The organism is Aestuariibius violaceus, from assembly GCF_040779325.2.
Classification (GTDB): domain Bacteria; phylum Pseudomonadota; class Alphaproteobacteria; order Rhodobacterales; family Rhodobacteraceae; genus Aestuariibius; species Aestuariibius violaceus.
Genome location: NZ_JBFONT020000005.1, coordinates 139,078 through 161,198, shown reverse-complemented (window position 1 = coordinate 161,198; position 22,121 = coordinate 139,078). Strand labels below are relative to the sequence as shown.

Annotated in this window: 17 protein-coding genes; 4 read left to right on the top strand and 13 right to left on the bottom strand. The window is 63.8% G+C overall.

Features of this window, described 5'->3' with window-relative positions:
• Positions 1-50: 50 nt before the first annotated feature.
• A complete protein-coding gene (locus AADZ90_RS16345) occupies positions 51-839 on the bottom strand; it encodes a DUF3592 domain-containing protein (RefSeq protein ID WP_367311735.1) in 789 nt (262 codons plus the stop codon).
• A gap of 143 nt (positions 840-982) precedes the next feature.
• Between AADZ90_RS16345 and AADZ90_RS16340 the strand changes: the two genes are divergently transcribed.
• The 3 genes from AADZ90_RS16340 to AADZ90_RS16330 all read left to right on the top strand — a co-directional run bounded on the left by AADZ90_RS16340 (position 983) and on the right by AADZ90_RS16330 (position 5,059).
• Positions 983-1,243 carry a DUF6455 family protein gene (locus AADZ90_RS16340; protein WP_367311734.1) on the top strand — a complete coding sequence of 87 codons (261 nt, stop codon included), beginning with the start codon at positions 983-985 and terminating at the stop codon, positions 1,241-1,243.
• A 73-nt stretch (positions 1,244-1,316) separates the two neighbouring features.
• Entirely contained in the window at positions 1,317-4,559 is a 3,243-nt protein-coding gene (locus AADZ90_RS16335; RefSeq protein WP_367311733.1) for a valine--tRNA ligase, read from the top strand.
• 308 nt (positions 4,560-4,867) lie between these two features.
• On the top strand, positions 4,868-5,059 hold the full coding sequence (locus AADZ90_RS16330; RefSeq protein WP_367311732.1) for a hypothetical protein: 192 nt from the start codon (positions 4,868-4,870) through the stop codon (positions 5,057-5,059).
• Here the strand turns inward: AADZ90_RS16330 and AADZ90_RS16325 are convergent.
• The gene (locus AADZ90_RS16325; RefSeq protein WP_367311731.1) at positions 5,056-6,231 is read right to left on the bottom strand and encodes a pyridoxal-phosphate-dependent aminotransferase family protein; all 1,176 of its coding nucleotides are present in this window, start codon (positions 6,229-6,231) and stop codon (positions 5,056-5,058) included. The genes AADZ90_RS16330 and AADZ90_RS16325 overlap by 4 nt on opposite strands.
• Positions 6,232-6,405: 174 nt before the next feature.
• Between AADZ90_RS16325 and AADZ90_RS16320 the strand changes: the two genes are divergently transcribed.
• On the top strand, positions 6,406-7,923 hold the full coding sequence (locus tag AADZ90_RS16320; RefSeq protein WP_367311730.1) for a malonate--CoA ligase: 1,518 nt from the start codon (positions 6,406-6,408) through the stop codon (positions 7,921-7,923).
• A 3-nt stretch (positions 7,924-7,926) separates the two neighbouring features.
• Here the strand turns inward: AADZ90_RS16320 and AADZ90_RS16315 are convergent, their stop codons facing one another.
• The 11 genes from AADZ90_RS16315 to AADZ90_RS16265 form a co-directional block, all read right to left on the bottom strand.
• Complete coding sequence (locus AADZ90_RS16315; RefSeq protein ID WP_411997065.1) at positions 7,927-8,808, bottom strand: type IV pili methyl-accepting chemotaxis transducer N-terminal domain-containing protein; 882 nt, start codon at positions 8,806-8,808, stop codon at positions 7,927-7,929.
• A 137-nt stretch (positions 8,809-8,945) separates the two neighbouring features.
• Entirely contained in the window at positions 8,946-9,887 is a 942-nt protein-coding gene (locus AADZ90_RS16310; RefSeq protein WP_367311728.1) for a type IV pili methyl-accepting chemotaxis transducer N-terminal domain-containing protein, read from the bottom strand.
• 107 nt (positions 9,888-9,994) lie between these two features.
• Positions 9,995-11,590, bottom strand: coding sequence for a substrate-binding domain-containing protein (locus tag AADZ90_RS16305; protein ID WP_367311727.1), 1,596 nt, complete (start codon positions 11,588-11,590; stop codon positions 9,995-9,997).
• 327 nt (positions 11,591-11,917) lie between these two features.
• Positions 11,918-12,718 carry a hypothetical protein gene (locus AADZ90_RS16300; protein WP_367311726.1) on the bottom strand — a complete coding sequence of 267 codons (801 nt, stop codon included), beginning with the start codon at positions 12,716-12,718 and terminating at the stop codon, positions 11,918-11,920.
• A 41-nt stretch (positions 12,719-12,759) separates the two neighbouring features.
• Entirely contained in the window at positions 12,760-13,140 is a 381-nt protein-coding gene (locus tag AADZ90_RS16295) for a hypothetical protein (protein ID WP_367311725.1), read from the bottom strand.
• A 114-nt stretch (positions 13,141-13,254) separates the two neighbouring features.
• Positions 13,255-14,217, bottom strand: coding sequence for a dynamin family protein (locus AADZ90_RS16290; protein ID WP_367311724.1), 963 nt, complete (start codon positions 14,215-14,217; stop codon positions 13,255-13,257).
• A 5-nt stretch (positions 14,218-14,222) separates the two neighbouring features.
• Entirely contained in the window at positions 14,223-16,301 is a 2,079-nt protein-coding gene (locus tag AADZ90_RS16285) for a dynamin family protein (RefSeq protein ID WP_367311723.1), read from the bottom strand.
• A gap of 159 nt (positions 16,302-16,460) precedes the next feature.
• Positions 16,461-17,813 carry a hypothetical protein gene (locus AADZ90_RS16280; RefSeq protein WP_367311722.1) on the bottom strand — a complete coding sequence of 451 codons (1,353 nt, stop codon included), beginning with the start codon at positions 17,811-17,813 and terminating at the stop codon, positions 16,461-16,463.
• Positions 17,813-18,892 (bottom strand): PP2C family protein-serine/threonine phosphatase, encoded by a 1,080-nt coding sequence (locus tag AADZ90_RS16275; protein WP_367311721.1) that lies wholly within the window; start codon positions 18,890-18,892, stop codon positions 17,813-17,815. Before AADZ90_RS16275 ends, AADZ90_RS16280 begins: the two co-directional genes overlap by 1 nt.
• Positions 18,876-19,793 (bottom strand): FHA domain-containing protein, encoded by a 918-nt coding sequence (locus AADZ90_RS16270; RefSeq protein ID WP_367311720.1) that lies wholly within the window; start codon positions 19,791-19,793, stop codon positions 18,876-18,878. Before AADZ90_RS16270 ends, AADZ90_RS16275 begins: the two co-directional genes overlap by 17 nt.
• A gap of 57 nt (positions 19,794-19,850) precedes the next feature.
• Positions 19,851-22,022: a serine/threonine-protein kinase gene (locus AADZ90_RS16265; RefSeq protein ID WP_367311719.1), complete on the bottom strand. Its 2,172-nt coding sequence runs from the start codon at positions 22,020-22,022 to the stop codon at positions 19,851-19,853.
• Positions 22,023-22,121 lie beyond the last annotated feature (99 nt).

Below are 22,121 nucleotides of genomic sequence, written 5' to 3'. Positions count from 1 at the left end.
GTCCAGAGCAGGTTAGCCGCAGGGCCTTTCGATCCGGTGAACAGCGGCGGTCACCGACCCTGCGGGACCTCCGGAATATTGCTCTCATCCAGCCGCCGCGGCCCGACATCGCCTTCCCACCAGGTCTTCCGGCCAAGGCGGAACAATCGCAGCCGGTCACCCTTCTCGTAGCGGCCATAGACATAGTGCGGGATATTGCGGTGCGATCCATAGATCCCGTCCTCCGTCACCCAGCGGAACATGCCCCTGCCCGGAACGGATCGCCCGTTCTCGGTCCGCTCCGATATCTGCATGAAGACGATCCGCCCTTCGACCTCTTCCCCCAACCGGCGGGCCCGGATCGCGCGGATCACCGCGCTCCCCCGGACAAGGATCAGCGTCCCGATAAACAGCGACAAGCCGAACAACGTCCAGCCGAGAAACAGTTCGGCGGCGCGGGCGCTTCCGATGGAAACCTCGATACGTTCGGGCCTGCTCGCCAAGTATTGGATCTCGAACTGATCCCCCACACGCCGGGGCCACGGCGTCGACCGGGTCGACCGCTTGTCATAGCGCACCCCGTCGACCTCGTAGAAATACTCCATCACATAGGTGGTTTCCCACTCGCCCTCGCTATCCTGGCTCTCGAACCGCTCGAACCCGACAGCCTCCGCGACGGCGATGCGCCCCTCCCGCTCGAACTGGCTGGCGGTGCTATCCGCGAAAACCCAGATCGCGAGGCAGAAGAGGTAGATCAGGATCGGCACCGTAAAGAACGCCCCCCGCGGCGGCTGCTCCCGCCACAGTGCCCAGGCGCTTTTCGGGCGATCCACGCTGTGCTTTTCGGGCCCATCTCGCATGTCCTGCCCCTGTCTTGACCAGCAGCACCCTAAAGGGCCTCGGCGCGGGCTCCAACCTTCCCGCCTTGATCCAGATCAAGGATCGAACCGCCCCGGCCGGGCACAAACCAAGGCGTCCCACCCCCAGCAAGAAAAGGCTTGCCATGAAACCCCTCGGAGATCCCCGCGAACACCAACGCCTTGTTGCAGGAATGGCCCGCGCGAACGGCACAGACGTGATCGGTCTCTTCGCGGCGGGCAAGCTGTCCTCGCAGGACTGGGCCGGGATGGTCGAACGCTGCCGCGGCTGCATGTGGGCCGAGGGCTGCAAAGAGTGGCTGCCCGATCATCTGGACGGCGCCGCGGAAACCCCGTCCGCCTGCCTCAACTACACCGTCTTCGACGACCTCAAGAAGACCGCCTGACCCCAACCGGCAGCATCCCTCTTCCCCTCCCGGGCCGCCTTCGCTATGCGACCGAGCGACCCGGAGGACAGACATGCCGCTCGAAAAGACCTTCAACGCCGCAGAGGCCGAACCGCGCATCGCCGACGCCTGGGAGGCCGCCGGCGCCTTCAAGGCCGGTGCCAACGCCAAGCCCGGCGCCGATCCTTTCTGCATCCTCCTGCCGCCCCCCAACGTGACCGGCTTCCTCCACGCGGGCCACGCCTTCAACCACACGCTGATGGACATCCTCACCCGCTGGCACCGGATGCGCGGCGACAACACGCTCTGGCAGCCGGGGCTCGACCATGCGGGCATCGCCACCCAGCTGGTCGTCGAACGCCAGCTCAAGGAACAGGGCAACATCCGCCGCCAGGACATGAGCCGCGAGGATTTCCTCGCCAAGGTCTGGGAATGGAAGGCGACATCCGGCGGCGGCATCGTGGAACAGGACCGCCGCCTCGGCGCGTCGATGGACTGGTCGCGCGAGGCGTTCACCATGCGCGGCGCCCCCGGCGACCCCGAGCCCGATCACGGCCCCAACTTCCACGACGCGGTCATCAAGGTCTTCGTCGACATGTACGAAAAAGGCCTGATCTACCGCGGCAAGCGCCTCGTCAACTGGGACCCGCACTTCGAAACCGCGATCTCCGACCTCGAGGTCGAGAACAAGGAAGTCGCGGGCCATATGTGGCACTTCAAATACCCGCTCGCAGGCGGCGAGACCTACACCTATGTCGAGAAGGACGCGGACGGGAATACCCTCTTCGAGGAGGTCCGCGACTACATCTCCATCGCCACGACCCGGCCAGAGACGATGCTCGGCGACGGCGCCGTCGCCGTCCACCCGTCGGACGAGCGCTATGCCCCCATCGTCGGCAAGCTCTGCGAGATCCCGGTCGGGCCCAAGAAGCACCGCCGCCTGATCCCCATCATCACCGACGACTACCCCGACCCCGATTTCGGCTCGGGCGCCGTCAAGATCACCGGCGCCCACGACTTCAACGACTACGAGGTCGCCAAGCGCGGCGGCATCCCGATGTACCGCCTGATGGACACCAAGGGCCACATGCGCGACGACGGCGCCCCCTACGCCGAAGCCGCCGAAATCGCCCTCTCCGTCGCCCGCGGTGAACGTGACCTGACCGAGGCCGAGGCCGACACCCTCAACCTCGTCCCCGACGACCTCCGCGGCCTCGACCGCTTCGAAGCCCGCGAAAAGGTCGTCGACCAGATCACCTCCGAAGGCCTCGCCGTCATGGTCCCCGAAACCGATCCCCGCCTCGGGCGTAGGATGGGTGGTTCCGCGCAAGGCGCGGGTTCACCCATCGCCCCTGAGGAAGGCGGCGAGACCCGCGAGCTCCTCCCCCTCGTCGAGGCCAAACCGATCATGCAGCCCTTCGGCGACCGCTCCAAGGTCGTCATCGAGCCGATGCTGACCGACCAATGGTTCGTCGACACGAAAAAGATCGTCGGCCCCGCGCTCGACGCCGTCCGCGACGGCACGGTCAGGATCATCCCCGAAAGCGGAGAGAAGACCTATTACCACTGGCTGGAAAACATCGAGCCCTGGACCATCTCCCGCCAGCTCTGGTGGGGCCACCAGATCCCGGTTTGGTTTGGGCCTAACTTTGAGAGACAATCGGACGGCAACCTCAATCGAATGCCAGATCGAGAATTTTGTGCATCGCACTTTGAGAACGCGAAGCAAGAAGCGGCACAGTTTTATTCCGAACTTTTCCCAAACGCCGAGATCTTGGTAGAAGAGCTTCTTGATGATCCCGAACCAACTTGGCCAATCACGGAAGAGGATTACGCCAAGTTTAGAAAAATGATGCGCGGTACTAGCCTTGAGACGCTCTACGAGCACCAGCGGGTGGAGCAATCTCGCAAGTGGCAGTTGAAGGTCGACAACGATCCGACCAATGATGTGACGACGATCACTGTCCGAGTTCGGCGCGACCCCGACGTCCTCGATACCTGGTTCTCCTCGGGCCTCTGGCCCATCGGCACCCTCGGCTGGCCGGATACCGACGATCCCGCCTACAAGACCTACTTCCCGACCTCCGTCCTCATCACCGGCTCCGACATCCTTTTCTTCTGGGTCGCGCGGATGATGATGATGCAATACGCCGTCGTCGGCGAACGCCCCTTCGACACCGTCTACCTGCACGGCCTCGTCCGCGACGCCAAGGGGCAGAAGATGTCCAAGACCCTCGGCAACGTCGTCGACCCGATCGAGCTGATCGACAAATACGGCGCCGATGCCGTCCGCTTCAACAATGCGGCCATCGCCACCCAGACCGGCACCATCCGCCTCGATGAGAAACGGATCGAAGGCTACCGCAACTTCACCACCAAGATCTGGAACGCCTTCCGATTCGCCGAGATGAACGAGGTCTTCGCCGATCGTTCGGTCCCCTCCGACCAAATGCCGACCAAAAGCCGACCGGATGCCGCACCCTCGGAATCCGTCAATAAGTGGATTTTGGGAGAGCTCGACGAGGCCCGTGAAGAGGTCGACCGGTGCCTTAACGATTACCGCTTCAACGACGCTGCCAACCACCTCTACGGCTTCGTCTGGGGCCGCGTCTGCGACTGGTATATCGAGTTCTCCAAACCCCTCCTCCAGGGTGACGACCCGGCAAAACGCGAGGAAACCCAAAGAGTTATGGCCGAGGTTCTGGAAACCTGCCTGATTCTCCTCCACCCCTTCATGCCCTTCGTTACCGAAGAGCTCTGGGCCCAGACCGGCAACCGCGCCAAAATGCTCGCCACCACCGACTGGCCCCAACCGGCTGCAACCAAGGACGAAACGGCCGCGACCGAACTCTCCTGGGTCATCACCCTGATCGAAAACATCCGCTCCGCCCGCAAGCAGCTGAACGTCCCCGACCGGCTCGACGTGCCCCTCGTCCGGGTCGAAAGCGATCCGGCAGGCCAGGCCGCCTGGGCGCAAAACGAAAGCCTTATCAAGCGGATGGCCAAGATCGCCGACCTTACCGACGGCCCTGCACCGAAAGGCGCGATCACCATCCCGGCCCCCGGCGCCACCTTCGCGATGCCCGTCGCCGACCTGATCGACGTCGCCGCCGAGAAGGCCCGCCTCGACAAGGCGCTGCAAAAACTCGGCAAGGAAATCGGCGGCCTCGAAGGGCGCCTCAAGAACCCGAAATTCGCCGAAAGCGCGCCCCCGGAAGTCGTTGAGGAAACACAGGAAAACCTCCGCGCCCGGCAGGAGGAACAGGCCAAGCTCAAGGACGCCCGCGACCGCCTCGACGAAATCGAGTCGTCATAACAAGGGGGTGACGGCGGCAGATAAATTTCGCCCTGTCATCCGGCGATGCCGCCCGACCTACATTATGGGGGCGATTTCGCAGTGTTTCCAATGGCATGAATGTGCGGCCGCCCGCTCCGCCTCACGTAGCGCATCCCATTCAAAGCCCTCCAGATCGCGCGATCCCTTCCCGCAAGTCCGGCAAAACGCCCCGCTGTTGCACGAAAACCGGCGCATCCGTGCCGCGAACGGGATGCACACACAGAATTAGGATGTCCGCCGTAAAAAGCGCTCTATCCTGTTCCGCGCAGCCGCAGGGAACACACCCCATGCAACACCATCATCCCGGCGAAGCCCCGGATTACACCAATGCCTTTCTCGCCATGATGGGCCTCATCGTCTTCATGAGCCTCTTCGTGGTCGCCGCGCTCTTCGGGTTCCTCTGGGTCATCTTCAGTGCCGTAGGCTTCGATCGCGGGGCACATTTTGCGGCACGCCGCGTGGCGCGCCACAAGATCTAGACCAAGGCTTCCGCCGCCGCGTCCAGCGCCCCCCGCCCATGCGGGATCTGCAAGGCGCTCAATCCGGTCTCGATACAGCCCAGCAGCCCCATCACCATATGGGCATTCACATGCCCCATATGCCCGATGCGGAACCACGCGCTCGACGGATCGCGCCCCAGCCCGATCCCCAGCGTCACGCCCATCTCGTGCTCCATGAAGGCCCGCAGCCGGTCCCCGTTTCCTTCACCAATCCCAACGCTGGTGACAGCGCAGGACCGCTGGGAAATATCCTTTACGTTCAAGCGCATAGGCCCCTCTTGCGCCCACGTCTCCCCCGCCGCCCAGATCGCGCCCGCCAGCCGCCGGTGCCGGGCCCAGACCGCCTCCAGCCCCTCTTCAAAGATCATATCCAGCGCTTCCCGCAACCCGTACAGATGATGCGTCGGCGCCGTCCCGTCGAAGTACTGATAATACTCCTCCACTCCCGTCCGCCGCTGCCAATCCCAGTAATGGGTCACGTTCTGCGCACTCTCCCGGGCGGCCTCGGCCTTTTCGTTGAAGAAGACGAAACTCATCCCCGGCGGCGTCATCAGCCCCTTCTGGCAACCCGTCACGGTGACATCGACGCCCCAATCGTCCATCTCGAACCGGTCACAGCCCAGCGAGGCGATGCAATCGCACATCAGAAGCGCGGAATGGCCCGCATTATCAATCGCTTGCCGCACGGCACCCACATCGCTCAGCACGCTGGTCGAGGTGTCGACGAAGACCGACAGCACCGCCTTTATCCGGCCCTCGCGATCGGCCTTCAGAGCCTCTTCCACCCGCGCGGGATCGACATCGCTCTCCTCCCCGAAGTCGAGGATCTGAGGCTCCAGCCCCAGCGTCCTGGCCATCTCGGACCAGCCATGCCCGAACCGCCCCGTCGCCAGCACCAGAACCCGGTCGCCGGGCGATGTCACGTTGGCCAAAGCCGCCTCCCACGCCGCATGCCCGTTCCCGATATAAAGCGCCACCTGCGCCTCCGTCCGCGCCACCCGCTTGAGGTCGGGGATCACGCTGCGGGTGATCTCGTGCAGTTCGCCTTCGTAGATATTCGGCGACGCCCGATGCATCGCGCGCTGCACCCGGTCGGGGATCACCGACGGTCCGGGAATGGCGAGGTAATGGTGGCCATGGGCGAGGCTCATCGGGAAGGCTCCTTGACGTCGACAGCCTTTCCTAACCGCCCCAGAGACAACGTCAATCCGGCGCCTCTGCCGCGTCAGCTACCGCAATCGTCGGATCCCCTGCCTCCGCATCGCCACCCCCAGTGCATCTCCCGGACAAATCGCATTACCTTGCGGACAGGTAAGAGGAGTTCCATGGCAAACCCGCTCTACGACACGCTTTTCGGCCGGCACGAAACCAGCGACCGTCCATTCCTCCACCTGCCGGGCGGCACGACACTCACCTATCGGGCCTTCCTCGCCAGCGCTGCCCGCTACGCCGATGCGCTCATCCAGGCGGGCCTGACGGCAGGAGACCGCCTTGCTGTCCAGATCGAGAAATCCCCAGATGCGCTCGCCATCTACGCTGCCTGCGCCCGCACCGGCATCGTCTTCCTTCCACTCAACACCGCCTATACGGCGACCGAGATCGACTATTTCCTCGGCAATTCCGGCGCCAAGCTCCTGCTCTGCGGCCCGGCCAACCACGCCGCGCTCGCCCCCGTTGCAGCAAAGGCCCAGGCCCGGCAGGAAACGCTCGCCCCGGACGGCACCGGCACCTTCGCCGACCTCGCAAGGGACCAGTCCGGAACCACCCCAATCGCCGATCGCAGCGAAGCCGATCTCGCCGCCCTCCTCTACACGTCCGGCACGACGGGCCGGTCGAAGGGCGCCATGCTCAGCCAGCGCAACCTGCTCTCTAACGCCCGCACGCTGACCGATCTCTGGCACTTCACCGAAAGCGACACCCTCCTCCACGCCTTGCCCATCTTCCACACGCACGGCCTTTTCGTCGCCACTAACATCACGCTGATCGCAGGCGGCGCGATGATCTTCTTGCCGAAATTCGACACCGGCGCCGTTCTCGACGCCCTGCCCAAGGCCACCGCCATGATGGGCGTGCCGACCTTCTACACTCGCCTTCTCGACGCCCCGCGCTTCGACCGGGCCCTCACCCAAAACATGCGCCTCTTCGTTTCGGGCTCCGCCCCCCTCCTGGCCGAGACCCACCGCACCTTTGAGGACCGCACCGGCCACCGCATCCTCGAACGCTACGGGATGACGGAAACCAACATGAACACCTCGAACCCCTACGAGGGCGACAGGCGCGCCGGCACGGTCGGCCTCCCCCTGCCCGATGTCGAACTCCGCGTCACCGACGAGACCGGCACCCCCCTCTCGAAGGGAGAGATCGGCACGATCGAGGTCCGCGGCCCCAATGTTTTTCAGGGGTACTGGCAGATGCCCGAGAAGACGGCCGAAGAGATGCGGGAGGGCGGCTTCTTCATCACCGGCGACCTCGGCCGGATCGACGAAGACGGCTACGTCACCATCGTCGGCCGGGGCAAAGACCTCATCATTTCCGGTGGTTACAACATCTACCCGTCCGAGGTCGAAGCGGTGCTCGACGCCCAGCCGGGCATCCGTGAATCCGCGATCATCGGCGCCCCCCACCCCGATCTGGGCGAAGGCACGGTCGCGATCCTCGTCCCAGAGGGCGACGGTCAGCCGGATCTCGAGGCGATTCAGACAGCGATCGCCAAAGACCTCGCCCGGTTCAAGCAGCCCCGCCACTACGACATCGTCCCCGAACTGCCGCGCAACACGATGGGCAAGGTCCAGAAGGCCGCCCTCCGTGCCCGCTATGCAGAGGTCTTCACGCCAGAGGGCTGATCGTCACTGCTCGTGCTTGGCGAAACTCGTGTAAAGCCCGACCACCGCATTCATGTCCCGCAGGGCGGTGTTCAGATCTCCGAACAGGGCCGCTTTCCCGGCACCGTCCAACTGCGCTCCCGCCGCGACCTCCTCCAGTACCGCCTTGATGCCCGCCCAGTCCTCCAGAAGCGCCGTGAGCCCCGCCGCGATCTCCTCTGTCGGCGGCGGTATGATCCCCGCCGCAGGCATGCCCTGATCCAGCGCATTCAACGAGGTATCGAACAGGCCCATCGTCTTGCGCAGCATGTCCGGCGTTTCGGCACTGCCCGTCCCGCTCCAGATCTGGCAGGCCTCCTTCGACATCTTCTGGGTCAGCATCCGCTGCCGTCCGGAGATATCGATCACCATCGCGTCCGACTGCATCATCTCGGCGGGGTTCGAATACTCGCCCGAGATCTCGCTCACCAGCTTCACCGCCGCCTTAAGAAGGGGCAGGTTCCGCTCGGCCACGATGGCGTTCTGTTCCGCCACATCGCCGCCACCGAGCATCTCGTCGACCGCGGCCCGGATCGGCGCCCATTCCGCATCAAGCGTGTCGAGCGCGACCAGCGTCTTGCGCCGTTCCTCCGCCCCGATCATGTTGAGATCCGCATCACCGTTGCGCAGTCCGTTCGCGATCTTCTCGAACTCCGCAGCGGCGGCAGCCAGAACGTCGCGACTCAATTCCGGCTCGATCCCGGCCGTCATGATGCAGGAAGCCGCCGCGATCCGCTGCGACAGCATCCGCAGCTTGCCGGAATAGTTCACCCTCTCGCTGGCGCCGATATCCTCGACCAGCTGCGCCCGCACGACAAGATTATCAATCGTGCCATCATGCTGCCCGGCCTGCGCCGGACCAGACACGCCGACACTCATTGCCAGCGCTAATGGGAAAAGACGTAGCGGGGGCTTTACTTTGCCACTGCACATACCACTCACCTCACTCTTGATAGACCACTTACCACGATGCCCGCCCCGCAGAGGCATCGCCAAACTCACTCTCAGTATTTGTGCTTCGAGTATTCCGTGTAGAGATGCACGATCTCGTTCATATGGAACATCACGACATCCAGACCGCGCAGCAACTCGCCCCGCGCCTCGTTGTCGATGTCGCCGCCATCCGTCAGCACATCCAGATGCACCTTCATCGGCGCCCACTCGCCCGCGACCTTCGTCAACTCGGTCTCGATCTCGGGCGTCGGCGCGGCCTTTATCCCCGCCTGCTCCATCCCGAACAAAAGCGCGTTCTGGGACACATCGAACATCTGCACCGATCCGGCCAGCGTTTCCCGCAAGGTCGGGTCCGGATCGCCCATGGCAATCTGGCACGCCTCCTTGGCGATCTTCTGGGTCAGCATCGCCTGCCGCCCCGAAATGTCGATCATCAGAACGTCGGCCTGCAGCAATTCGGCGGGGTTGGAGTACTCGCCCGACAGCTCGCTCACCAGATGGGCCGCGGTGTCCAGAAGCGCCAGGTTCCCGTCAAGGATCACCCGCAGCGCCGCCGCATCCGACGGATCGGCCAGCATGGTCTCGGCCGCAGCCTTCATCGGCGCCCATTGCCCGGCCAGCTTATCCAGATCGGCAATCGTCTTGCGCCGGGTCTCGGCCCCGATGATGTTCATCGACACATTGCCGTTCCGCAGCGCATCGAGGACGACGTCAAACTTCTTCACCGAGTCGACCAGAAGCTGCGTCGCCTCCTCAACCTCGATCCCCTCATGCAGATGGCAAGCCGCAGAGGGCACCTCCTGCGATATCGTCCGCAAAAGATCCGCCGCATCGATCCGTTCGGCCGCGCCAATATCGTCGACAAGCTGCGCCGGCGTCACGCCTCCAGGAAATGCATTGAGGCTCTCGCTTGCCGCCTCGCTTCCGAAGAGCGAGCAGGTCAGGGCAATCATCGACGGCGCGACGAGACGTCTGTCTTTCTCTTTTTTCATAAGACATATCTCTACTGAAGCCCGTCCAGCGACGGACCGTTGAAAGGGCCAGGCGGACGGGCCGCCTGGGAATTCCGTAAATGACGGGCCCCGAAGGGCCCGCCGGCTCAGCCGTTCTGGCCGGCCTCGATCCACACTTCGACCCGGCGGTTGATCGACCGGCCAAACTCGGTCGTGTTGCAGGTCGACGGCGCAATCTCACCGAATCCGGTCGCCGCAAGGTCAAGCCCCGCAATCCGATCACCGCCGAAGTTGCGCAGTTCCGTCAGCACCTGCTGCGCCCGCCCAACGGACAGATCGCGGTTGCTGTCGAAGGCGCCCACATCGTCCGTGAAGCCCACGAACAGAACCTTGGTGCCTTCGGGCTGATCGCCCAAAAAGTCGACAAGGCGCTGCATGTCGATCAGGCCCCGCTCGTCCAGCCGCGCCGATCCGGTGCGGAAGCGGAAGGTCGTCGACAGCCGGTCGTATTCCAGCATCTCCGACAGCATCGCCCGCATGATACCGCCCTCATAGGCGTCGACATTCGGGTCAAGCAGCATCCGTGCCCGATCGCCGTCCATGCTCTGCGCCTTGCGCCGGATGCCCAGGTTGATGAAACCCGCCTTGGCAATCACGCCATCGGCATCTTCCGACAGGGCGTAGTCCAGGAAATCAGAGGTCGCCTGATCCAGGTTGTCCGCCCGATTATAGAGATACAGCCGCCGCTGCAGCGCATATTCCTCCGTCTTGGCGGAAAACGCGTCCGGCGTCATCGACAGGCCGCATTCGTTGATCAGCGTCAGCGGCTTGGCCCCGCGCTGGAAGGCGTAGCCGACGAAGCCGATCGCATTGGGGTCGTCGTTCACCGTCGAGGCCATGTTATTGTTGTCCTCGACGATTACCTCGCTCGGCGCTGACCCGGCCGCATCGTCACCAAAGATCCGGCCTTCGAAGACGGCTCGCGTGCCCGACCCTTGCTGGCGCGACACGACGGTGATCGGTGCGTTTTCCCCACCCACCTCGGCCCAGTCGGTGATCTGACCCGAATAGATCCCCCGCAGCTGGGCCACGGAAAGCTCGCGCACCGGGTTCGACGGGTGGACGATCACGACCAGACTGTCGACGGCAACGATATGCTCCTGCTGCGGGCTCACCATGTTGCCCGCGCCCGCATCGCGCAGGGCGCGCGCTTCCTGCGGCCGGATCCGGCGGGACGCCATCCCGACCTGCGCCGTCTGGTCAATCAATGCTCTGAACGCGTCGCCCGACGTAGTCGAATTCACCAGGAACGATCCCATCTCGTCCCCGAACCCGCCATCGCTGACGAAGTTGGCCAGGATCTCGCCTTCGGTGCTCGTCGCTTTGACCGAGGCTTCCGCTTCCAGATGCGAGGCATAGCCGGACAGCAGCAGGGGCATCATCCCCAGACCGACCGTATCGGAACCGGCGATCCTGACATCGGCCTCTTCCGTTTCAAAATCGGGGCAAGCGGCCCCTTCGCAGCGGACCCGCGCCGCGCTGATCCGCAGATCGCCCAGCGCCGTCCGGATCACATAATTATCGTCCGCGAATTCAATGAATTCACCCACGAGATTAACTGTTCCGTCCGCCGATTTCAGTGCAACTTCATCCGCCAAAACGGCGGATGGCAAAAGTCCCGCAGCCACCGTGACGATGGCGGAAAGCGTTCCTTTTTTCATGAGAGTGGTCGGGGTTTTCATAGAAGCCTCCTCGTCAAAACACAAACGGCTGCAACGCATCCACGCGAAAAACCCTAAAATTTCGCGCTTTTGCAGGCCCAGCTCGCTGACCTTGAAAGGAAGATGAAAGTCATTTGTGAAAAAATTCTGGCAAAGACGAGCCGAACTAGAGATTGTCGACTACTCGCGGACAAATTCGGCATTTTATATTAATGAAAAATGCACGTCAAAATTGTATGGGGAATTAATCAGCAACCAATTATAGAGACGAGGCTCAATTCATTAATGAAAAGACAAAACAAAGTGTAAAGGCGAATTTACACAAAAAATAAACCGAATTAACTGATTCTATCCGGCGGCTTTGCCCCAGGCGCTCAAAATGTCCGAAAGAGCATCCGGGCGAAACGCCAGCGCCGCCCGGTCGTCCCCGTCCTCGGCCAGGGCGACATACCCGCTCCCCCCGGCGGCGGCACCGGCAATACTCAACCGGACCTCCGGCGCATCGGGCCGCAGCGTCTGCAAGGCGGCGCCATAGCTCTTGGCCCGGTCCTTCAGCAAGGCATCAAGCTCGGTCAGGCGCGTCGTTTCTCCGATCTTGCCGACCTCTTCCTCGCCCGAGGTCTGTACGAAGGCGTCCAGCCTGGGCCGGCTCGCCTTCAGAAACCGTCCGATACGTGACGGCGGCGGTGCCCACATGTCGACCGCCCAGATCTCGGTCAGGCTGCTGACGGAAAGGCCGGCCTCCGCGGCACTGCCCAACCGCTCGGCCGGTTCGCTGGTGACAGACAGATCCTCTGCGCCCTCGGCGAACCGGCGCATCAGATCAGAGAAAGCCTCCAGCAGGAACGCATCGTCCTTCGTCAGCGCCCGCATCTTCAGGTCCGACACCGCACCGCCATCCAGATCGGCACTCAGATCGGCAACGCCCTGCATCCGGCGCCCGGCGATGACCATCGCAACCGAAGCGTCATTCGCCGCCTTGAAGGTCAGCTTGCGCTGCAGCACCGTCTCGTCAATCTCGCGCAGGATCGCCTGAAGCGGCTCCGGCGTACCCCCGCGCGAAATCACGCGCGCTCCGCCGGGCAGGTACTCCTCCTCCATCGAGGAGAGTGCGGCGAGCTTGCGTGCGATGTCGTCGGTGGTCTTCATGTCGGTGTCTTGATGCCTTGCGCGCGCGTCCCGACCGGCGGTCAGGACTCGGTGCCTCCACTTATCTTCTCCAGCTGTGCCCGCGCTTCGGTGACGAACGCCGCCACGTCGATATCGGCGCCGCACCGGCAACACAGAACATCCGTCGGTTCCGAAGCTGCGCGAAGGAATACATCCACACCGTCATGCGTCGCAAAGATCGCCGTATCGGCGCCATCCTCGCTGGAAAAGATCGGATCGCCGCCCTTCGGCCCCTCGAAGAGCAACCCGGCCTCTTCGCATAACGCGTCCAGCGCCTCTTGCCGCAGGGTCCGCTCGCTGCTCGTCACCAACACCATGCGCGACGACAGGTCTGCGAACGCAACGGTTTCGCAGGCCGCAAATGAGGCACGCAGGCTATCCAATTCGTCCGAAAGGCTCATTGTCTCCGCCGGGGGCGTTGGTCATCCAACCGAATACGTCATCTGCACACTCTTTGAAAGGCCAGTTGCACCGGCTGATCATCAATCAACCCCGAGGGGCGCTTGATGTGGCAATCAGCTCTCGGTTTCCTCGGTCGGCGTCGCGCCTTCCTCGGTAGACCTTGCCGCGACCGCCTGGATGTAGTTGCGCCGTCCCGACGCATCCTCGGCGGACAGCCGTTCCGTGCGCTCGCCTTGCGGCTCGACCCGTTTGGGGGCGATGCCCATGGCCGCGGGGCGGTGAAGCTTGACCTGGGACTTCGGCTTCGACGGTTGCGATGGTCCGCCGGCTTCGGCCCATTGATAGATGCTCTCGGGCTTGTCCTCGATGAAGGCGGCCAGTTCGACCACCATCTCGATCAGATGATCGGCAAACGCCGCCGCGCCGCTCGCCTCCCATTTCGCGTCGTCCTCGCCTGCGGCCAGGGCCTGGGTCAGCGAGATCGGGAACGTATGGGCGAACAGCCCCTCCGTCTCGCGCATCACACGGCTCAGAACGCGCTTGCGGTCGCGATCGGTGGTCAGTTTGTCGAACCGGGTGACCAGCAGAAGGCTGCGCTTGCGAACCTCTTCCGGGATGCCCGACCAGACGCCCGCCTCGCTTTGCCGCCAGGCCTGCGTCGCGTGGGTGCACCAGAGAACGGCATCCACCTCGCTCAGCATCCGCTGCCACACGTCGGACGACATATTGGGGTCGGAAATGCCGGGAAAGTCGATCAGGTCGCAGACATCAAGGATATCCGCCTCCAGGAAGATGCGGATCACCCGCGTCTCTTCCACCGGAATCCCTTCGAGATGGTCCAAGGACACATGCTCGAGCGACCCATCGGTCGTCTCGCGATAGGCCGGGTCGTCGCCCTTGGCCAGCCAGACCGGCGACAGGCGCGTCGCCGTCACCTTTTCCGGCAAGGGCCGCGCGCCCAAAAGAAGGTTCGACAGCGTGCTCTTGCCCGCGCTGAATTCGCCCATCAGCGCGATGCGCGGTTTGCGCGCCGCGCCGGATCCGTCGCCGATCCTGTGCATCGTTGCCCCACTCATGCGATTTACGCCTCGACGGGCTCCGGCATCTCTGCGCCGCCCAGTTCTTCGTAGATCAAGCGTAGCAGGCTGTCACGCTCTTGCTGGGCCGTCACACCAAAGAGCCCCTGAAGCTCCTCGACGCTGACATCGGCCTTGTCGCTGATGCCGGTCAGGATATCGCGCTGCTCCGCGACGAACTCGCCCAGAACCTGCATCGCGCTCGCCCGGATCGCTTCGGTCTGCTGGCCGCGCAGCTCTTCGATGATCGGCGCGGTCTCCGCCTCGATCAGCTCGTAAAAGCTGCTCGCGAAGGCGCGGTAGCCCTTGCGGCGCTGCCACCAGCCCTTCCACCAGGCGGTCTGCAGGTCCAAAGCGATGGTCTGGCCCAGCGACACCGGCGCCGGCACATTGGGCGCATCGGGCGGGGTGATCGAGAAGCCGTCGACGGACACGCCGCAGACATCCGTATAGGTTGCCGCAATATCCTCCGCCGCCTGAGCAAACGCCTGCTCGCAGGCCGTCGTGTAGTTCCGGCGCAGCACCTGATAGCTCGACCGCAGCAGCATCCGCAGCCCGTTCGGGCTGTACTGCCACATCTCGTTTTCGCCCTTGGTCTCCAGATGGGTGATCAGCGATTCCAGTGCCCGGTCCAGGAACCGGCGATGGGATTGCTCGATCCGGGTCGAAAACTGCGCCACCACCTTGTCCAGCCGCTGCGTCAAAGCCTCCTGGCTCGACGTTTCGATCCCCTTCAGCCGCTCTTCCAGAGCGCCCTTGTCGAGCGGGGCGATCTCACCGCTGTCAAGCCGCATGGACACGACCTGGCTCGTCGTCATCAGGCCGCCCACGAGGTTCAGGGCACTCTTCTTGATCCCGCTCAGCGCGTCGCCGCCATCGCCTTCGATGACCCGTTCGGCCAGCGCGCTCAACAGATGCGGCATGCCGGACAATTGCCAGACCAACTCGGCCGGGGACAGCGTATCGGCATCCTCGCCCAGGGCCACCTCGGCCCAGTTGAACATCGCACCCGCGCTGTCCTCGACGATCTCGTGCAGGTCGCCGGTCATCGCCATGTTGGCCCAATAGGCGCTGCCGAAGATGATCTCGGGGTTTTCCGGGCCATCGTTCGACGCCAGCGTCTCAAGGATGCTCTGGCGGATCTCCTCGACCTGCGTCGCCGGTTCGGACAATTCGTCGATCCGGTTGACGAAGATCAGAACCTCGCGCGACTTCACGTTCGCGATCAGCCGGATCAGCGCCATATCCATCGAGGTCAGCGCCTGGTGCGCCGACAGGACGACCACGCAGATGCGGCTTTCGCGCAGCGCGTTGATCGTGATCTGCTCGCGGATCATGAACGTGTCGTTCACACCGGGCGTATCCCGGATGCAGAGCGACATCGGATATTCCGGGCGCTCCATATAGAGGTCGGCCGATTTGGTGATATCGGCAAAGCGGCCCTGCTGCTCCGCGCCCTCTTCGGGCTCGCCGAAATCGTCGCCGAGGCAGACATAGCGCTCGACCAGTTCCTTATCGACATGGCCGTAATCGTGCTTCTGGCCGAGAAGCAGTTCGAACTTGCGCCCAAGACGCTCCTTCGTCTTCTCGCGCATCATTGCGATCTGCTCGCGCACCTTCTCAAGCTCGTCATCGGCGCCGGCCCGGCTCGACAATTCGCCGATCCGCCCGCCATTCGAGACGAGGTGATCCCATTCGTTCTGGTCGAAGAAGCGGAACGACGCCATCGGCGCCTCGTCGGCGTCGGGCGCGTTGATATGCAGCGAGGTGACGACCGAGGTCCACGGGTTGACGTCGGCAGGCAGGAATTCCGGCTTCCCGATCATCGCGTTCACGAGCGACGTCTTACCGGCCTTGATCTGGCCGATCATCGCGATGCTGGGCTTCATCGTCCGCAGCTGGCGCGACAGCTTGCGCGTCTTCTTCTCGATATCGGCCCCGCCAATATCGGCAATCGTGTTCAGCGAATCCTCGACGTCTTCGATCTCGCTCACGAAAGCGTCGAGCCGTTCCATTCCGATCCGCAGCAGGTTCGTTTGGGCAGCTGGCTTACCGATGACGTCCTGGTCCTTCAGATCTCTCATCCCTTGGCTCATCCTCGATCAGTCTCTCCGGGGCTCGTCCGGCATGCGAAACGGTCGACAAACCTCACCCCCGAACTGGCTTTGTCGACAGTCGATAAAGCGAAAAGAGGGCGCAATTGTGTCCCTCGATTGGCGATCATTTAAGATCGCGCAATAATTCTATGCAGCGAGCTGGGACTGTAAATCCCGTTTCAACTGCAAAAGCACCGTCAACGCTTCGGACGCTGCGTCGCCCCCATCTTCCAGCTGCATCAACTGCAAAAGGTCCGCTGCGTCAAGGGCCATGTCGGTCGCGCTGTCGACCACATCGTCGCCCATCCCGCTCTGCTCGCTCAGACAGTCGGCCAGCCATTGGGCGATCTCGATCGCCTCGTTCAGCAAAGTCTCGCCTGCCGCATCGCCCAGATCAGGCACGTCCGCGCTCAATTCCGCGCCGCGCTCGGCGACATGAGACACCACATTCTGGAACAGCTCGCGCGTCTCGGGCCGCAGCTTGTCCTCTCTCGGCGCGTCGGGGGCGGTCGGCTCGGCGGCCGGCGCGTCCTCGGTGGCAACGATCTTCGCCTTGGGCAGCTTCGGCGCATCCTCGCCGCGCGCCGCCGCTTCCGCCGCCTCGCGCTCCGCCCGCTTGCGCTTCGACGTGGCGGCGATCAACTCTTTCAATTCCTTCGGCAATTCGGTCGGCGGCGTCGTCTTCTCGACCGATTGCCGCAGAAGCATCTCTGCCTTGTCGAACGCCGATTGGCGCCCAAGCTCCACCACCTTCAGGATGGCCGAGATCAGCGGCAGCCCCCCGCTCGACACCATCCGCGCCTTGTCGATCGACCCGTCGGGCGCCCGCGCGTCGAGGGCCTGCAAGGTCGCGATCGGGAAAATGCCGTGGAAATCGTCGCTTGCGACATCCGCCATCCGGCCCAGCCGCTCTTCCAAGGACCCGTCACCCGCAAAAAGGTCCGCCTTGGTGACGACGAGGAAAGCATGGTCCTTGATCCGGTCCGGCATCCCGGTCCACAGACCGAACTCGTCCTCGTCGAAGTCCTGGGAACACCAAAGCGCAATATCCGCGCGCCGCGCCGCCCAGGCCATCGCCCGGCGCCGATGCGCCACTTCCGGCCCCATCACGACTTCCAGCACCGAGATCTTTTCAAGCGCCGGCAGATCCATCTCGAACGAGATGTAGACCGGCCCCTCGGCCATGATCTCGGGGATGTCGATCGTCTCGAACACCTTCTCCGACCCGTCGCGCAGGGTGCAGACAGCCCGCTCCGTCTCACCACGACTGATCGTGTAGCTCGGCAACTCGGCCTCGATCGGGATCACGGTATCGCCGACCAGCAGGTTGAGCAGTGTCGTCTTGCCGCTCTTGGGCAAGCCCATCACGGCAATGCGCACCGGTTGCGTGATCCGGTTATAGGCCTGCTGCGACTGCTCTTTCAGCTTGGCCGGCAGCGTTCCTGATTTGAGGGATGTTTCAAGGGCGATGCGGATTTCGTCATCCGATCGCCTCTGCATTAACTTGCGCCTCCCGCGACTTTCAACGCAGGTGCATCTTCCTCCACTTCGCTCGTCTCTTCAACCGCCTCTTCTGTCGCGGCAACCTCTTCGGCCTCGTCCTCCGGGCCCGGCGTTTCGGCCTGGGCCGAGGCGAAGACCGGCGGTGCCTGGACAACGGCCGCCTCTGCGGGGGCCGCCTCGCCCGGTTCGACCGCGGCGCCGATATCGCCGGTGACAAGCCGCGTGGCCGCAGGCATCGATTCCACGTAATCCGCAGGCTTGCGGGTGATCGGGCGCTGGATCGCCTTCATGTGGTTCATCTTGATGACCGAGAACGACACGTTGTCCTGATCCGGATCGGCCAGCTCCTCGATCGCTTCCAGAAGATAACCCGCGATCTCCGCACTCCGGCGGCGGCGGTATTTGTGCAGGATCTTCCGGATCCGCTCTTCTTCGAGGTATTGCAGCCCGTCGCTCGACACGACGACGATATCGCCCAGCTTCAGCTCGAACGGCTTGCCCGGGCAATCGCTCCGCGCGATCCGGTCACCCAGGATCACCGAGGTCAGGCAGTTGCGGTCGGGGTGGTTGCGGGCCGCTTCGGCGTCCAGCAATCCGGCCTGCACCATGTAATCGATCTGCGGCGCCATCGAATGGTCTTCGTTCAGCTGATGCAGCTTGCCGCTCCGGTAATGGTAAAGCGGCGAGTCGCCGATCGACATCCAGAACAGGCGGTTCTCGATCAGGACCAGCGCGACCATCGTCGCCCCCATCCCGCGCGTGTCGGGGTTGTCCATCACATGCGACCGGACGACGTCATTGGCCACCATCGCGGCCCGCGCCATCACGTCGGGGATGATGCGCTCATCCTCCATCATCTCCGTGCTCTGGAACTTCAGTTCGCTGAAGACCTCGGTCACGACGATCTTGCTCGCCACGTCGCCCGCGGCATGGCCACCCATGCCGTCGGCCAGAACCGCGACGCCGCTTTCGGCCCCGAACGGGAAGTCGGTGATAATCGCGTCTTCCTGGTAGTCGCGACCGCCCTGGGCGATCGCCGAGGCGACGTCAAAGCGGGGTTCAGGCGATCGCCACATCGTCGCTCTCCTTCGAGTTCGGTTTGTCCGACCAGTTGAATGTCTCATCGCACAGCCGGGCGAACCGCAGGGTGGTTTCCCCGATGCGGATCATGTCGCCGTTCTTGAGCTCTTCGGTCGAGATCACCGGGCTGTCGTTCAGGCGCACGATGTTCGACTTGCCGCCATGGCCCAGCAGGAACTTGTGGGTCTCCGGATCGTAGGCGATCGCGGCGTGGTTGGTGCGCGAGATCGCCATGTCGCCGAAATCCAGCTGCACGGTCTGATCTTCGCCGCGGCCGATCTGGGACATGCCCGCCTTCAGGGCAAATGCCTCGCCCCGGCCCGGGCCGTCGGTGACGACGATCCAGCCGACCGGAAACTGCGACCGGCCGCTGGTGACGACCGTCGCGGTCGGGTCGAACAGGTCGACGACGGTGCCTTCCGACTTCTCAAACCCGATCAGGCGGGTCTTCGTCCGGCCAGGCCGGCGCTGGCTGCGCCCCGCGACGGGCTTCGGCACGCTCACGACGGGCTGTTCGGCCTTCGCCTCGCCAGCGTCCAGGTCATCGCCTTCCAGATCCCAGATATTCATCGGCGCGCTCTTGGCCGCCGGCTTGGCCGGTTTCGCCGCTGGCCGGGCCGACGGAGCTGCCGCTTTGGGCGGTGACGCCTTCGCTGCCGTCTTCTGCTCGATTTCCGTGCTCAGCTTGTTCAGCAGATCGCTCGACCGCTCTTCCTGAACCGGCGGCGTGTCCGACGTCTTCAGGGCATCGGCGACGGGCCGCTGGCTGCCCACCGAGATCGTGCTGGGCTTGTCGGTCAGCTTCGGCTCGGCTGCGCCAACGAGGCCGTTTTTCCGCCCCTTGTCGAAGTCAGAGCTGTTGCTCTTCCGTGAGATGAGTTGGCGAATGAACTTCATAACGTCGGTCCTTCTGCTATCCGGTCAGGTCCGCGTCCCCCCGCGGCCAGTTTCGTATCAGTTCTCGAGGCTCTCTGTCGGCAGGTCGAGGGAAACGACCCACATCGAACCCTCTCTCATGACCGCGAAAGGCACCTGGCGGATGCCCGCCGCGATCTCGCGATCCAGTATTTCGGCGATGCTGTCGCTCTCCGCGATCCGCTCGCTTGTCGGCATGTATACCATGAGAACGTCACCAACCTTAATGTCAGTTCGCGCATCCTCCGGCAGCGCGACGAGGCGCGTCACCCAGGTCTCGCCGCCATAGCGCGTCTCAAACCGTGTCCCGTTGGACAGTGACGTCTCGCGAACCACCTGGAATACTGCACTTTCCACGACCGGCGCCGCGGCACCCCCGGCGCCCAGATCGAAGGCAACCTCGACCTCGGCCTGACCGTCAAGGTTCAGCGTATCGACCGCCACGCGGCTCAGCGGCTCCGCACCGGTGAACGACACGCCGTTCACCGCCACGATATCGGTCCCGCGCGCCGCCCAGTCGGGCGCACCGGCATCCACGGCGCTGATCTCGCCCTCTGCCGAAACGGTGAAGGGCAGATCGATCAGCCAGGTCGACATCACGGAAGATGACCTTGCCTCGTCCGCGGGATCGGGCAGCATCTCCAGCGCCGTTTCGACCACACCGCCCTGGCGCAGGGCCTCGGCCACGGCCGCGTCCACCGCGTCGATCTCTGCCTCGGGGGCCGGTTCTTCCAGCTCGAACGATACCGATGGCGTGCTCGACACCGCGGCGATGTTCGATGCCACGAATGCGTCCGGCGCGTCCGCGGGCGCCTCGCTCGTCGTTGCCGCGACCTGCTCCGGGGCAGACAGCGCCACCTCGTTTTGCGCCGACAGGTCGTCGTCGCCGCCGCGCAACAGGGTGGACACCCCAAGAACCGCCACCAGCGCCGCTGCGGCAACCGATCCGTAAAGCACCAGCTTCCGCCCACCTGATGGGGTCGCCTGCATCTCGCCGTCGGGATACCGCGCGGCCTGCGCGACTTTGACGGCTTCCGCGGCGTCGTCGAAATCCTCGGCCAGCCGGTCGAAATCGGGATCGGCCTCCGAAATCGCCTTCAGCTTGCGGCTGATCGGCCTGTCCTCGTCCTCGGCCCTCTTGGCGGCCCGCTCGAGGGCCTTCACCTCGGCCTCTGCTGCCATGGCGGCCTCTTCCGCCATCCGCGCGGCCTGCGCTTCCGCCTCGGCCTCCGCCGCCTGTTCGCTGATCATCGACAGGATCACGGCAGAGGTGCCGTCGACCCCGTCCGTGCGGTCCATCATCGCAAGCCAGTCCCGCCCGGACTTCAGGCGGTCTTTCGGCAGCACCGACATCGCCGTGTCGATCGCGGCCAGGAAACCGTCCTTGTAATCCGGGAACCGCCCCAGAAGCGGCGTATACGGATCTTTCGCCCCGGATGCGATCGCCGCCAGGCGCGCCTGGCTGTTCGGCGGCACGTCGCCGGTGATGACGTGGTGAAAGGTCGCCGCGAGCGAATACAGATCGCTCGACGGTCCCTGCTCGCTGCCCTGGATGTAGAACTCTTGGGGAGAGTATCCGTCCTTCACCACGCGCATCGCCGACAGCACCCGGCTGGCCCGGGTCGCCTGCTCGCGCGCGGCGCCGAAATCGATCAGAACCGGGTTGCCCTTCTTGTTCAGCAGGATGTTGTCGGGCGAGATGTCCCGGTGCAGCATCCCCTGCCGGTGGATGAACCCGATCGCATCCAGAAGCTTGCGCACCATCTCCTCGATGACGGCAGGCTCCAGGGGCTCGCCCTCGCCTTCCAGCCGGTCGAGAAGGTCCGCGCCTTCGACGAAGTCGAGCGCCATGTAGGCGGTGTTGTTGTCCTCAAAGACCTGGTGAACGCCCACGATGCTCGGATGGGCCAGCTTGGCCAGGCTCCGCGCCTCCTGCACGAAAAGATCGACGATCGATTTCAGCTCCGCCTGGTGGGCGCGCGACCGCGCCTGCACGATCGTCCGACTGCGGCGGCAGAACGTGCTGGGGAAGCATTCCTTGATCACGATCTTCCGGTCGAGGCTGTCCTTGGCGAGGTAGGTAATCCCGAAGCCGCCAGCGTTCAGAAAATGCTCAATCGTATACTGCCCATGCATCAACGTGGTGCCGGGGGGCAGCTCATCGGCAAATCCGTCTTTGCCGTCGCTTCTATCGATTCTTTCTGCGCTCACCATTCCAGTTCCGAAATCATATCACCGCTAAACTAGACGCACTCGTGCCATCTCATGGTTTGTTCCAACCGAATCTGGCCAAAACGTGATGCTAATCTG